The organism is Cobetia sp. PDI-12MA (assembly GCF_059507695.1).
Map to the genome: position 1 here is coordinate 3,449,660 of NZ_CM183351.1, position 13,334 is coordinate 3,462,993.

Genomic DNA, 13,334 nt, shown 5'->3' on the forward strand with positions numbered 1-13,334 from the left:
CAACCTTCGCCCGTCAAGCCAAGCCCATCTCTCCCGGCCCGTCAGGATCAGAAGCGCGGCGCGCGCCCCTCAAGCTTGGCCTTGATACATTCGGTCTGCTCCGCGCGTCCCAGCAGCGAGGACTGCAGCTCTGCCTCAAGCGCCAGTGCCTCGGCTTCCGGCGCATCAAGGGCCTCGTCGTAGAGACGCGTGATCGCGCGGACGGCGCTGGGAGAGCGCCCGGCAATCTGGCGCGCCAAGGCCAGCGCCTCCTCCTGCGGGCTGGAGATGATGCGCGTGACCAGACCGGCGCTCTGCGCCTCGTTGGCCTCGACCTTGCGCCCGCTCCACGTCAACTCGTGCAGCCAGTCCGGTCGTACGCCACGCGCAGTGACGCTGATGCCCATGTCCGGAATGATGCCCCAGTCGATCTCGAGCACCGCCAGGCGCGCATCAGGATCACACAGGCGAATGTCCGTCCCCAGCGCGATCTGCAGGCCGCCACCGAAGACGTTGCCATGCAAGGCGGCGATGACCGGCGCCCCGACATCTCGCCAGCCCAGCGCCAGCTGCTGCACGGTATTGCGCTGCGGTGCACAGCCATTGGCCCCCGCGACCAGCAACTGCGGCACGCGGGCGGCGTCGCCCATGATGGCGGCGATATCAAGCCCCGCACAGAAACTGGGCCCCTCGCCCGATAGCACGATGGCGCGCAGGCCCGATTCCCGGGCGCGGGCATGCAGCTCCTGCTGCACCGCCAGCAGGGCATCGATCATCTTCCAGTCGATGCCGTTGTGCTTGTCAGGACGATTGAGGCGCACGTCGGCGACATGCTCACTGATCGAGAGGGTCACACAACGTTCAGTCGTGAGGTGGGTAGCGTCAGACATGGCGGTCTCCCTGCGACGGATAACGAGCAAGCACGCGCTCGAACGATTTCACGACAGTGCCGAGCGATGGCACTCATCCAGTGATAAACCCAAAAGGCGCAGGCAACCACACTGCGTTCGTCGAGCTGCCCGCAGACATGACTCGCGACGTCTTAGTGTGACTGCCTGCGCCAAGTTGTTGAACGGTCGTTTGGTCGCAGAGGCGACGATTGTCTACTCGCGCTTGGCCCCCGACACCTCTGACAGCGATCGTGGCTGGAAGCTCTCGGCCTGAGCCATGGCCCAGACACGACGATAGAAGGGGTAGTCGTCCCCTTGCGTCAGCAGTGCGCCATTGGTCAGGAAGGGATGCAGGTGCGAGAACAGCTTGACCTCATTCTCGGAGACACGATGCACCAGGTGGTCCGGGGTAATCTGCCAGGGCGTATGCAGGCCCGCCGCCGACAGGATCTCGGCCAGCGCATGCAAGGTGTTGTGGTGGAAGTGACGCACCTGATCGGCCTTGTCTTCCACGACCAGCGATTTCTGGCGCAGATCGTCCTGGGTAGCGATCCCCGTCGGGCACCTGTTGGTGTGACAGCTCAGTGACTGGATACAGCCCAGTGCGAACATGTAACCACGCGCGGCATTGACCCAGTCCGCCCCCAGCGCCATCACGCAGGCGATATCGAAGGCACTGATGATCTTGCCGCTGACCCCGATGCGCACCTCATCACGCAGCCCTGCACCCACCAGCGTGTTATGGACGAATTGCAGCCCCTCACGCAGCGGGGTGCCGAGGTGGTCGGTGAATTCGGTCGGTGCGGCGCCCGTACCGCCCTCACTGCCATCGACGACGATGAAATCGGGCACGATTCCCGTCTCGAGCATCGCCTTGACGATGGCCATGAACTCCCACGGCTGACCGAGGCACAACTTGAAGCCCACCGGCTTGCCACCCGAGAGCCCGCGCAGGCGCTGGATGAAGCTCAACAGCTCAAGGGGTGTGGAGAACTCACCGTGGTTGGAGGGCGAGATGCAGTCCTTGCCCATCGGGATCCCGCGCGTCTCGGCGATCTCCTCGCTGATCTTGCTGGCCGGCAAGACGCCCCCATGGCCGGGCTTGGCACCTTGACTGAGCTTGATCTCGATCATCTTGACCTGCTCGCTGGCCGCCTGACGGGCGAACTTCTCGCCATCGAAGCGCCCTTCCTCGTCGCGACAGCCGAAGTAGCCACTGCCCAGCTCCCAGATCAGATCGCCCCCGAATTCGCGGTGGTAGGGACTGATGCTGCCTTCGCCGGTGTCATGGGCAAAGTTGCCCAGCCTGGCCCCCTTGTTCAGGGCGCGGATGGCATTGGCACTCAAGGAGCCGAAGCTCATCGCCGAGATGTTGAACAGCGAGGTATTGTAAGGATGCGAGCACTGGGAGTTGCCGACGTTGAGACGAAAGCCCTTGGGGTCCGGCACGCTCGAAGTCTGCATGGAGTGACCGATGAACTCGTAGCTGTCGGAATAGACATCGAGCAAGGTGCCGAACGGCTGAGAGGAATTGTGCTGACGGCCACGCGCGTAGACCAGCTCGCGCTGCTTGTGGGAAAACGGCAGCTGATCGGTGTCCGACTCGATCAGGTACTGACGCATCTCCGGACGCAGCGCCTTGAACAGATAGCGCATGTTGCCGATCACCGGATAGTTGCGACGCACGGCGTAATCCGCTTGCCGCAAGTCATTGAGACCAACCGCGACCAGCAGCAGAAAGAGGACGGCCAACGGCCACAGCCATGCATTCTGCATCGCCAGTGGTAGGCAGATGAGCGCCCCCAGGAGACAGAGCAGAAAGACGGAATAACGAGGCAACAGCGACCATTTCAGCTTCATCACGACATCCTTGTAATGTGTCAGGCAGGGATTCACGACCTCGGACATGAGGCCTGGCCTCCACCTTAAGCTACCCGGCGTCCGTCACCCAGCTCCCACCATGGAACGCCACGTTGAGCAAGCCAGACGCGACTCCCGTATCACTCGCCTTGCTTCAGCCCCAACGCAAGACGCCCCCATGGCCTTTGCCATGGGGGCGTCTCTCATGCTGTCATCCCGTGATGACCGACCGAGGGATCAATCGACCCAACGACGGGCATTGCGGAACATGCGCAACCAGGCACCGTCCTGCTCCCAGTCATCCGGACGCCAGGAATTGGTGACGGCACGCGCCACGCGCTCCGGGTGCGGCATCATGATGGTCACGCGACCATCATCGGTGGTCAGACCGGTGATACCGGACGGCGAGCCGTTCGGGTTGGCCGGATAGCGCGTGGTGGTCTGGCCGTAGTTGTCGACGTAACGCAGTGCGACCTGGCCGCTGCTCTGCATCTTGCGCAGGTGAGCGCTGTCGCGGAACTCGGCACGCCCTTCGCCATGCGCGATGGCGATCGGCAGGCGCGAGCCTTCCATGCCATCGAGGAACAGCGAGGCACTCTTCTCGACTTCGACCATCGCGACACGGGCCTCGAACTGCTCGGACTCGTTGCGCACGAAGCGCGGCCAGGCCTCGGCACCCGGGATCAGCTCCTTGAGCTGGGAGAGCATCTGGCAGCCGTTGCAGACGCCCAGCGCGAAGCTGTCGTCACGGTTGAAGAAGCGCTCGAACTGGTCACGCGCACGCGCATTGAACAGCACCGACTTGGCCCAGCCACCGCCGGCACCCAGCACGTCACCGTAGGAGAAGCCGCCACAGGCGACCAGTCCGCGCATGGTGTCCAGATCGACACGCCCTTCGAGGATGTCGCTCATGTGGACATCGACGGCCTCGAAACCGGCACGGTCGAAGCTTGCCGCCATCTCGAGCTGACCATTGACGCCCTGCTCACGCAGGATCGCCATGCGCGGACGTGCACCGGCGTTCAGGTACGGTGCCGCGATGTCCTCGTTGACGTCGAAGGTGGCCTGGGCGGTGAGGCCCGGGTCACGCACGTCGTTGATGGACTCGAATTCGCTCTTGGCGCAATCGGCGTTGTCACGCGCGGCCTGCATGCGATAGCTGGTCTCGGCCCACAGGCGCTCGGCGCTGGCGCGAGTCGTGGAGAGCAGGTTCTGTCCCAGCAGCGTGATGTTGATCTGCTCATCGGCACGCGGCGTGGCGATCACGCCACTGTGCTCGAGGCCCACGGCCTTGAGCTCGGCGAGGATGGACTCGGTATGCTCGCGGCGCACCTGCACCACGGCACCCAGCTCTTCCGCGAACAGCGCGCCGGTAGCCTGACCCGGCTCGGCGGCGGTCCAGTCGAGGGAGATGTCGAGACCGACACGTCCCGCGAAGGACATTTCCATCAGGGTGGTCAACAGACCACCATCGCTGCGGTCGTGATAGGCCAGCAGCTTGCCTTCGAGGTTGAAGCGCTGGATGGCCGCGAAGAAGTGCTTGAGGTCTTCAGGCTTGGCGAGATCCGGCGCTTCGTTGCCGACCTGACCATAGACCTGCGCCAACGCGGAGCCACCGAGGCGGTGAGCGCCATGGCCGAGATCGATCAGGATCAGGTCTGTCTCCACGGCCTCGCCATTCAGCGTGCGACGCAGCTGCGGCGTGAGGGTACGCATGGCATCGGTGACCGGCGCGAAGCCTGTCATCACCAGCGACAGCGGCGCGGTGATCGACTTGTCTTCGCCGTTCTCGTCCTGCCAGGCGGTACGCATGGACATGGAGTCCTTGCCGACCGGGATGGTCAGGTCCAGCGCCGGGCACAGTTCCATGCCGACGGCATGGACGGCATCGAACAGCGCCTGATTCTCACCGGTGTGATCGGCGGCGCTCATCCAGTTGGCGGACAGCTTGATGTCAGACAGCTTGGCGATCGGCGCGGCAGCCAGGTTGGTGATCACCTCAGCCACGGCAAGACGCGCGGACGCCGCCGGCGAGATCAGTGCGACCGGCGTGCGCTCGCCCATCGCCATCGCTTCACCGACATGGCTGTCGAGGGAGCTGGTGGTGACGGCGCAATCGGCCACCGGCACCTGCCACGGACCGACCATCTGGTCGCGCGCGACCATGCCGGTGATCGAGCGGTCGCCGATGGTGATCAGGAATTTCTTGGAGGCGACGGTGGGCAGCTGCAGCACACGGGTCATCGCTTCGCGCGGGTCGAGGTTGTCGAGACCCAGCGCCGGCAGCTCCAGCGTCTGGCGCTCGAAGCTGCGTGACATCCTGGGCGGCTTGCCGAACAGCACGTCCATCGGCAGATCGACTGGACGCGTATTGAAGTGACCATCCTTGACGATCAGCTCGTGCTCCTCGAGGGCTTCACCGACCACGGCGTACAGGCAACGCTCGCGCTTGCACAGGGCTTCGAAGGTGGCCAGATTCTCCGGTGCCACCGCCAGCACGTAACGCTCCTGGGATTCGTTGCACCAGATTTCCAGCGGGCTCATGCCGGATTCGGCGCTCGGTACGGCGCGCAGATCGAACAGACCGCCGCGGCCACCATCCTTGACCAGCTCCGGCAGTGCGTTGGACAGACCGCCCGCGCCGACGTCATGGATGAAGCAGATCGGGTTCTTGTCATCCAGCGCCCAGCAGCGATCGATGACTTCCTGCACGCGACGCTCCATCTCGGCGTTGTCACGCTGCACGGAGGCGAAATCGAGGTCTTCGCTGGAGCTGCCGGAGGCCATGGAAGAGGCAGCACCGCCGCCCAGACCGATCAGCATCGCCGGGCCGCCCATCACGATCAGCTTGGCGCCGACCGGAATATCGCCCTTCTCGACGTGCTGACTGCGGATGTTGCCGTAACCGCCGGCGAGCATGATCGGCTTGTGATAACCGCGACGCTCGATGCCGCCGGCACCGAAGGCATCCTGCTCGTAGGTACGGAAGTAGCCGTTGAGGTTGGGACGGCCGAATTCGTTGTTGAACGCAGCGCCACCGATCGGGCCTTCGAGCATGATGTCGTAGGCGGTCTTGATGCGCTCCGGCTTGCCGTAGTCGTGCTCCCACGGCTGTTCGAAGCCCGGGATACGCAGATTGGAAACGCTGAAGCCGGTCAGACCCGCTTTCGGCTTGGAACCGACACCGGTCGCGCCTTCATCACGAATCTCGCCACCGGCACCGGTCGCGGCGCCCGGATAGGGGGCGATGGCGGTCGGGTGGTTGTGGGTCTCGACCTTCATCAGGATGTTGATCGGTTCCTGATGGTAGGTATAGATGTGGCCTTCGCCTGTCGGGAAGTAACGCCCGGCAGTCGGACCTTCCATCACGGCGGCGTTGTCACTGTAGGCGGACAGCACGCCATCCGGATGATGCTGGTAGGTGTTCTTGATCATCTTGAACAGCGAGTGCGGCTGCGCTTCGCCGTCGATGGTCCAGTCCGCATTGAAGATCTTGTGGCGACAATGCTCCGAGTTCGCCTGAGCGAACATCATCAGTTCGATGTCGGCAGGATTGCGGCCCAGTGTCTTGAAGGACTCGACCAGATAATCGATCTCGTCATCGGCCAGCGCCAGCCCCAGGCTATCGTTGGCCTTGGCCAGAGCTTCGCGGCCACCGCCGAGGATGTCGACATGGGCAAGCCTGGCAGGTGCCTGATGCTGGAATAGACGTGCCGCGTCCTGAGTACGGGTCAAGACCGTCTCGGTCATGCGGTCGTGCAGTCGGGAGGACAGCGTGGCGAAGAGCTCTTCGCTGAGGGGCGCGTTCAGCTTGATGCGGTAGGCGATGCCACGCTCGAGGCGGCGGACTTGCGGCAGGCCGCAGTTGGCGGCGATATCAGTGGCCTTGGAAGACCAGGGGGACAGCGTGCCGAGGCGGGGGATGACGAGGAAGAGATGTCCTTCCGGAGCGCTCTCGTCACGACTGGGGCCGTAGTCCAGCAGGCGCTCCAGTGTTGTCCGATCGGAACTGCTCAGTTCACCATCGACCTCGGCCAGATGAAGGTACTCGGCATGAAGAGATTCCACCTCCGGCACCAGCTCGCGTAACGAAGCCAGTAGACGGGTGTGACGGAAGGCGGAAAGGGCAGGCGCGCCTCGCAGTTCGAGCATGGTCAGGGAAAGCCTCTGAAGCAGCGTGAACGGACAACCGCCAAACGGCGGCAGCAAGCGCATATCATACGTGAAAGCCGAGCCTTAACGAAGCCCGCAGGCGACATGCGTTGGATGACAGTGTGTTGAGCTGCCGGTATGGTGGAAGCCCTGCCGTGAATGATGCTGACGCATGCTCAAGACTTCGCCCTCTTCTCTCATTCAGCCCGTGAGACAGCTGCTGCGCCACGCGCGGCGTTTCCTCGTCACGGCACTGGCCCTCGCCTTGCTGACACTGCCCGAGCGCACTCTCATCGAGATGCCCACGCGGCTGGACGATGTCCGCGCGCGCGATTTCATTCAGGTCGCCACACGCAACACCCCCACGACCTTCTATCGTGGCCGTCAGGGGCCTACCGGTTTCGAATACGAACTGGCACGGGACTTCGCAGATTATCTTGGCGTGAGTCTGTCGATGGATTCCGAGCACAATATCGAGAGCCTGACCCAGAGCGTGCTCAATGATCAGGCCGACCTCGCGGCCGCGACCCTGCCGCTGGACCTCTCCGAACAGGACCTGCGCTTCTCGCGCCCCATCCTCGAATTGCAGGCGATGGTGGTCTATCGACGCGGCATGCACCCGCCCAAGGAATTGAAGGATCTGGTCGGCAAGCGCATCGGTGTCATCAAGGGCGCCGGCACCAGCCTGGTACTGCGGGAAGTCCAGCAGGACATCCCCGAGCTCAGCTGGAAGGAAACCGGCGAGCTTGAGGTGGCGGACCTGCTGCAACGCATCGAGGAAGACAAGCTGGATGCGGCGGTCGTCTATGCCCATCAATTCAAGCTCAACCGCCTGTTCTTCCCCAATGTGGAGAACGGCTTCGACGTGGGCGACCCTCTGACGCTGGCCTGGGCCTTCCCCGCGCATGGCGACATCTCATTGCTGACCGCCGCCAATGATTTTCTCGAGACACGCCGCCAGGATGGCACCCTCGATCGACTGGTCGAGCGCTATTTCGGCCATGATGACTATCTCGAGTACGTCGGCGCCCGTACCTTCATCCGCCAGGCACGCGATCGCCTGCCGCGCTATATCGATACCTTCAAGGAAGCCGCACGCGAAACCGGTATCGACTGGAAACTGCTGGCCGCCACGGGCTATCAGGAATCGCACTGGCAGCCCAAGGCCACCTCTCCTACAGGGGTGCGCGGCCTGATGATGCTGACCAATGTGACGGCGCGCGAAATGAAGATCGCCAACCGTTTGGACCCCGTTCAGAGCATCGATGGTGGCTCACGCTATCTTGTGAGTATAAAGGGACGCTTGCCGGACGAGATCAAGGAACCGGATCGCACCTGGATGACGCTGGCAGCCTACAATGTCGGCCTGGGTCATCTGTTTGACGCCAGACGGATCGTGAAGATGAAGGGCGGCGACCCGAATCGCTGGAAGGATGTCCGCGAGGCCCTGCCCTTGCTTCAGAATCGTGAGTGGTACCAGAAAGTCCGTTATGGTTATGCACGCGGCGGAGAACCTGTCATCTATGTCCGCAATATCCGTCGTTATTATGAAATACTGAATTATGTTTACCGTAGCCAGCAGCAGTTCTATCAGCTGGACGAGCGTCCGATTACCGACGACGAAGGCGACAGCAACCCCTTCGATACAGTGCCTCCGATTCTCTGAGGATGGAGTTCGGACCGTCAGCACTCCGGTGCCTCAAGTGCACGCATCTTCACCACACATCAAGAGCCTCTAAGGACAGGGAATGACACGCAGACTCGTCTTGATGTCGCTAAGCCTGATCGCGTTCGGCATCGCCTTGCTGGGGCTCTGGCCGTCTGCCGGCAATGAAGCCAATGCGCTGCTGCTGATGATGCTGACCCTGCAAGCCGCCGGCCAGGCGGCCTGGCACTGGCGAAATACCTTCCTCAGTCAGCTGTTCCTCGGCGCGTCATTGATCCTCAACATCCTGCTGATCTGTACCTTCCTGCTACCGGAAAGCTGGGTGGGGGTGGATCACTGGGGAGATCTGCTGATCAATCTGCCGGGCGACTGGCATATCGCCAATATCCGGCCACCCATTTTGATCCTGTTCACCTGTTTTGGCCTCACGACCTGCGCCCTGCTGCGCATGCGACTGGGTTTCGGCTCTGCCATCCAGCTGACGCAAGTCACGCTGTTGCTGCTGTTTGCCATGACGACAGACGCCAGCCTTTCCGTCGCCAGCATGGTACTGGCAGGTCCGGAGCGCATCACGCTGACCAGCTTTGTCAGTCTGCTGTTGATCGCACAATGGATCGATGTGCAGCCGGCACTCATGCATATGTGGCGCCGCACTGTCGTGCCATTGGTCATCTCCTCCACGATCACCCTGATATGCCTGCTCGCCTGGCAACAGCAGAGCCAGGACGAGAACAATCGCATCAATCAGGCGACCTACGTATTGGGCGACAAGATCGCCACGGAGCTGTCTCGCGAGATCAACGATCAGCTCAATGCGATGCGGCGCTTCGCCGGTTTCTGGAGCCTGATGGGGCAGACACCGTCACGCGGAGAGTGGCAACGCCTGGCGCGAAGCTATTACAAGGATTTCGATTACTTCCAGAACATTGCCTTCATCGACTCGGACAGCGTGATAACGCGCGTCTTCCCGGACAAGGGCCGCAATCATGACGTGCTGGGCATACGACTGCTGGATGCCCAGCCGGACACGCCGCTGCGCAATCCGCTGGAGCTCGGCATCGAGGGTCATACCGGCATCATCGACCTGATTCAGGGCGGCAAGGGCATGGTGTCCTACCTGCCGGTGCGCGATCCTCGTGATGGCACCATCCTGGGGGCGATCGCCATGGTGGTGGACCTGGCCCCTTTGCTCGACAGCGCCATGGACACGGCACGCAATGAGGCATTTGCGGTCACCCTGTCAGAGCGCGGCAACATCTATATCCATGTCGGGCCGGAGAGCCGTCTGGCGCCCTGGGGGCATCGCATTCCCATCGAGCTACCCGCCACCGACCTGACACTGGGCCTGCAGCCGACACAGCAGTTCCTGGCGGCCACTCGTGGCCGTCTGCCGGAAGTGACATTGCTGACGGGGATTCTGTTGGCTTACCTGCTCTTTCTCGTGATCTACATGTATCGCCGCGTCTCGCAGGAGCACGGCATCGTCAAGAATGCCAATGATGCACTTCGCGAAGAGATGGTACGGCGGGAGCGACTGCAGAACGAGATCCAGTGGCTGGCGCGTCACGACGAGCTGACACAGCTGCCCAATCGTCGCTATTTCCTCGAGCAGGTGCAGAGCTTCAGCGGCAAGATGCCCCTGACGGTCATGATTCTGGACATCGACTTCTTCAAGACGATAAACGACAAGCTGGGACACTTGGAGGGAGATCGCTACCTGCAGAAGATTGCCGCCGTCTCACGAGCGCCCGTGGAGTCTGCCGGCGGCATACTGGCGCGCTTCGGTGGCGAGGAGTTCGTGGTGTGCATTCCGGAATGCCCGCGCGCGGTCGGCCGCACTCTGGCGGAAGAGTTGCGGCGCGCCGTTCAGGCTGCAGGACTGCCGCAGCCTGCCACGGACAGCGTCGTCACGGTATCCGTGGGCATGGCATGTGTGGCACGCGCTCCGTTGCGGCTGGATGCACTGCTGCAGGCGGCGGATGAGGCGCTGTATCGTGCCAAGTCCAGTGGTCGCAATCAGGTTCAGGTCGCTGCCTGACGGCCAACACGTTCGCAACGCGGAGAGATCTGTGCGGGAGGCTCATCGCGGGCGGATCTGAGCGAAAGGTTCAACATGAAAGGTTCAGCGCGGAAGCTCACCGCGCCGCTCAGCGAAGAACGACTTGAGCAAGCGCTTGGCGTGAGCGGCCAACAGTCCCCCTTCCACCTCGACGTGATGGTTATGCCAAGGCTGTGCAAACAGATTGGCACGCGATACCACCATGCCGGTCTTCGGCTCTGCCGCCCCGTAGACGACCCGCTTCACCCGCGCGTGGATCAAGGCGCCACTGCACATCATGCAGGGCTCCAGCGTCACATACAGCGTGCAATCGTCGAGACGATAGTTGCCCAGTCGGGCCGCCGCCGCGCGCAAGGCCTGCACCTCGGCATGTGCCGTCGGGTCCGGGGTGCTGACCGGTGCATTGTAGCCAGTGCCGATGATGTCGCCCTGGGGATTGACCACCACCGCGCCGACAGGCACCTCGCCAGCCTCGAATGCCAGCCGCGCCTGGTCCAGCGCCCGATGCATATAGTAATGATCCCCACGTGGCCCACTCCGGGCCTGAGGCGCTATCACCAACTCGTCACTCACCGTTGTTCTCCGGTATCCTGAGGCCATTGTTTCACTCACCATGATAACGGCTTGGCGCTCGCGCTTCCTCCTGCATTGCCGCCCCGCGCGGGATGGCACTGCTCCGAGCGCCTGCCCCTCAGCACAAGGATAGATTCATGACCCAAACAGCTACTGCGCCTCTTGAGGCTCTGGTCACCCTGCTGGGTCTTGAGACCCTGGAAGAGAACCTGTTCAGGGGGCACAGTCAGGACCTCGGCTTCCCTCAGCTGTTTGGCGGGCAGGTACTCGGACAAGCGCTGTCCGCAGCGACACGCACGGTACCGGTCGAACGCCAGGTCCACTCTCTGCATGGCTACTTCCTGCGCCCGGGCGATGCCCACAAGCCTGTCATCTATCAGGTTGATGGCGTCCGCGATGGCGGCAGTTTCACGACCCGCCGCATCAGTGCCATCCAGAATGGCAAGACCATCTTCTTCTGCAGCGCCTCCTTCCATGGCAAGGAGGCAGGCTTCGAGCATCAACTCGCCATGCCCGACATCGAATCGCCAGAGCGGTTGATCGAGCAGGGGGCACGCATCGAGCGCTACGAAGGCCACCCCATCGAGTTCCTGCGCCTGAAGGCGCCGATCACGGCGAGTGATGATGACGCCTGCCCACCACCACGCCAGCGGCTATGGTTCCGACTGGCAGGCGAGCTGCCGGAAGATGATGCCCTGCATCGCTACCTGCTGACATACAGCTCCGACTTCAACCTGCTGGCGACCGGCCTCGGCGGACATGGTGTGCGGTTCGGTTCGCCCGAACTGCAAATGGCGAGCTTGGATCACTCGCTATGGTTCCACCGTGATGTACGCGTCAATGATTGGCTGCTCTACGAGATGGACAGCCCATGGGCAGGAGGCGCACGCAGCTTCGCTCGCGGCAGTCTGTATAACCGGTACGGCGAGCTGGTAGCATCCAGCGCCCAGGAAGGCCTGACCCGCCTGCGAAAACGCCCCTGAACGAATCGCTCTGAGCGAATCGTCCTGAACAACAATGCCCCTCCTGAGACATTCTCAGGAGGGGCATTGTCATTTTGGCTGCGTCTATCTACAACCTACAATCTACAGCGCTGAGAGTAGCGCACTGCTATTCACCATTATTTCGGCATTACGAGGGTCACTTCAGCGCTGCCCTGACACGCGTGCAGTTTTCATCTCGATAGCGTTGTTTGTAGTCATTACGCTGTGACTGCCAACTTCGCATCTGGCCCGACGATCCGCCGCCGCGACGCCTATCGGTATAATATTCGATCTTGTCCTTGATGAACTGACAGCGCTCTATCTTCCTCTCTCGCTCCCCGGCAGATGCCATTTCTGATGACATCAGCCCCACCAAAAGAGCCATCATTCCTGCCAATAGAAGTCTTGATGAAGAACACGAAAAGCCCCTCGACATGTCGCCTCCTTGCGCCTGTTCACGGATAGCTTCAATGAGTGATATTCAATGACAGCGCAGACACCGAGCAGGTGCTGCAACAGCAAAGATATCTCTCGATAGCGTGGAATGCCTGCCGGTGGGAATCACCCTCGATAGAGCCCAACTTTTCCTGAGCAGAAAGAGAACCGCCCCTGCAGCAAGGCTACAGGGGCGGTTCGGGATAAGTGCCTGACGAGGACCGGGGCGGCCATCCGCTACTTTCACATGAAGAAACTCTACACTACCAAATGAATATCAATATGATGGACCCACCGCTAAGAGCTCCATACCAGGCGCTTCAAGCCGTATAAAAATACACCCTCACAGTAAAGGCTCAAGGAGAGGTTCTTGGCAAGACCGGGGATAAAGAAAGAGCGCACATCATTTTCCGTCAATGACAGAACCATCACAGCATGATGATGAGCAAAAGACTTTCTTCTTGCGCAGCCTGGGAAGGCTTTTCTCTCGCACCACTTTTCCATGCACGTCTTTCTGCTCACGGCTTTTCTTTTGCGCCAATTTTTCCTGCGCACAAAGAGAACCGCCCCTGCAGCAAGGCTACAGGGGCGGTTCAGTATAAGTGCCTGACGATGACCTACTCTCACATGGAGAAACTCCACACTACCATCGGCGCTAAGCGGTTTCACTTCCGAGTTCGGCATGGGATCGGGTGGTTCACGCTCGCTATGGTCGTCAGGCGAAACGGTGGCATCTT

The 13,334-nt window shown here is 61.7% G+C and carries 8 protein-coding genes and 1 rRNA gene; 3 read left to right on the plus strand and 6 right to left on the minus strand.

The window, feature by feature from the left end:
• Positions 1 to 47 precede the first annotated feature (47 nt).
• From AC5WNI_RS14605 to purL, 3 genes are all read right to left on the minus strand, one after another.
• Complete coding sequence (locus tag AC5WNI_RS14605) at positions 48 to 869, minus strand: crotonase/enoyl-CoA hydratase family protein (protein ID WP_175089087.1); 822 nt, start codon at positions 867 to 869, stop codon at positions 48 to 50.
• Between the two features lie 213 nt (positions 870 to 1,082).
• The gene (locus AC5WNI_RS14610) at positions 1,083 to 2,729 is read right to left on the minus strand and encodes an FMN-binding glutamate synthase family protein (RefSeq protein WP_217485838.1); all 1,647 of its coding nucleotides are present in this window, start codon (positions 2,727 to 2,729) and stop codon (positions 1,083 to 1,085) included.
• Between the two features lie 237 nt (positions 2,730 to 2,966).
• Positions 2,967 to 6,881, minus strand: coding sequence for a phosphoribosylformylglycinamidine synthase (gene purL / locus AC5WNI_RS14615; RefSeq protein ID WP_175089086.1), 3,915 nt, complete (start codon positions 6,879 to 6,881; stop codon positions 2,967 to 2,969).
• A 172-nt stretch (positions 6,882 to 7,053) separates the two neighbouring features.
• Here purL and mltF point away from each other — a divergent pair, with 172 nt between their 5' ends.
• Together mltF and AC5WNI_RS14625 are read left to right on the plus strand one after the other, a co-directional pair.
• A complete protein-coding gene (mltF, locus tag AC5WNI_RS14620) occupies positions 7,054 to 8,547 on the plus strand; it encodes a membrane-bound lytic murein transglycosylase MltF (RefSeq protein ID WP_175089085.1) in 1,494 nt (497 codons plus the stop codon).
• An 82-nt stretch (positions 8,548 to 8,629) separates the two neighbouring features.
• Positions 8,630 to 10,585: a GGDEF domain-containing protein gene (locus AC5WNI_RS14625; protein WP_175089084.1), complete on the plus strand. Its 1,956-nt coding sequence runs from the start codon at positions 8,630 to 8,632 to the stop codon at positions 10,583 to 10,585.
• A gap of 84 nt (positions 10,586 to 10,669) precedes the next feature.
• Here AC5WNI_RS14625 and tadA read toward each other — a convergent pair whose 3' ends face one another.
• A complete protein-coding gene (gene tadA / locus AC5WNI_RS14630) occupies positions 10,670 to 11,116 on the minus strand; it encodes a tRNA adenosine(34) deaminase TadA (RefSeq protein ID WP_175089083.1) in 447 nt (148 codons plus the stop codon).
• 200 nt (positions 11,117 to 11,316) lie between these two features.
• On the opposite strand from tadA, the gene AC5WNI_RS14635 reads away from it, so the two are divergent.
• Positions 11,317 to 12,162, plus strand: coding sequence for an acyl-CoA thioesterase (locus AC5WNI_RS14635; protein ID WP_175089082.1), 846 nt, complete (start codon positions 11,317 to 11,319; stop codon positions 12,160 to 12,162).
• A 157-nt stretch (positions 12,163 to 12,319) separates the two neighbouring features.
• On the opposite strand, the gene AC5WNI_RS14640 is transcribed toward AC5WNI_RS14635, so the two are convergent.
• Together AC5WNI_RS14640 and rrf are read right to left on the minus strand one after the other, a co-directional pair.
• The gene (locus AC5WNI_RS14640) at positions 12,320 to 12,598 is read right to left on the minus strand and encodes a hypothetical protein (RefSeq protein WP_175089081.1); all 279 of its coding nucleotides are present in this window, start codon (positions 12,596 to 12,598) and stop codon (positions 12,320 to 12,322) included.
• A 603-nt stretch (positions 12,599 to 13,201) separates the two neighbouring features.
• Positions 13,202 to 13,317 (minus strand): 5S ribosomal RNA (rrf, locus tag AC5WNI_RS14645).
• Positions 13,318 to 13,334 lie beyond the last annotated feature (17 nt).

What these genes read in the sequence shown, in the direction of transcription:
- AC5WNI_RS14605 (WP_175089087.1), bottom strand. Translation starts at nt 869, where the DNA reads ATGTCTGACGCTACCCACCTCACGACTGAACGTTGTGTGACCCTCTCG.
- AC5WNI_RS14610 (WP_217485838.1), bottom strand. Translation starts at nt 2,729, where the DNA reads ATGAAGCTGAAATGGTCGCTGTTGCCTCGTTATTCCGTCTTTCTGCTC.
- purL (WP_175089086.1), bottom strand. Translation starts at nt 6,881, where the DNA reads ATGCTCGAACTGCGAGGCGCGCCTGCCCTTTCCGCCTTCCGTCACACC.
- mltF (WP_175089085.1), top strand. Translation starts at nt 7,054, where the DNA reads ATGCTCAAGACTTCGCCCTCTTCTCTCATTCAGCCCGTGAGACAGCTG.
- AC5WNI_RS14625 (WP_175089084.1), top strand. Translation starts at nt 8,630, where the DNA reads ATGACACGCAGACTCGTCTTGATGTCGCTAAGCCTGATCGCGTTCGGC.
- tadA (WP_175089083.1), bottom strand. Translation starts at nt 11,116, where the DNA reads ATGCATCGGGCGCTGGACCAGGCGCGGCTGGCATTCGAGGCTGGCGAG.
- AC5WNI_RS14635 (WP_175089082.1), top strand. Translation starts at nt 11,317, where the DNA reads ATGACCCAAACAGCTACTGCGCCTCTTGAGGCTCTGGTCACCCTGCTG.
- AC5WNI_RS14640 (WP_175089081.1), bottom strand. Translation starts at nt 12,598, where the DNA reads ATGTCGAGGGGCTTTTCGTGTTCTTCATCAAGACTTCTATTGGCAGGA.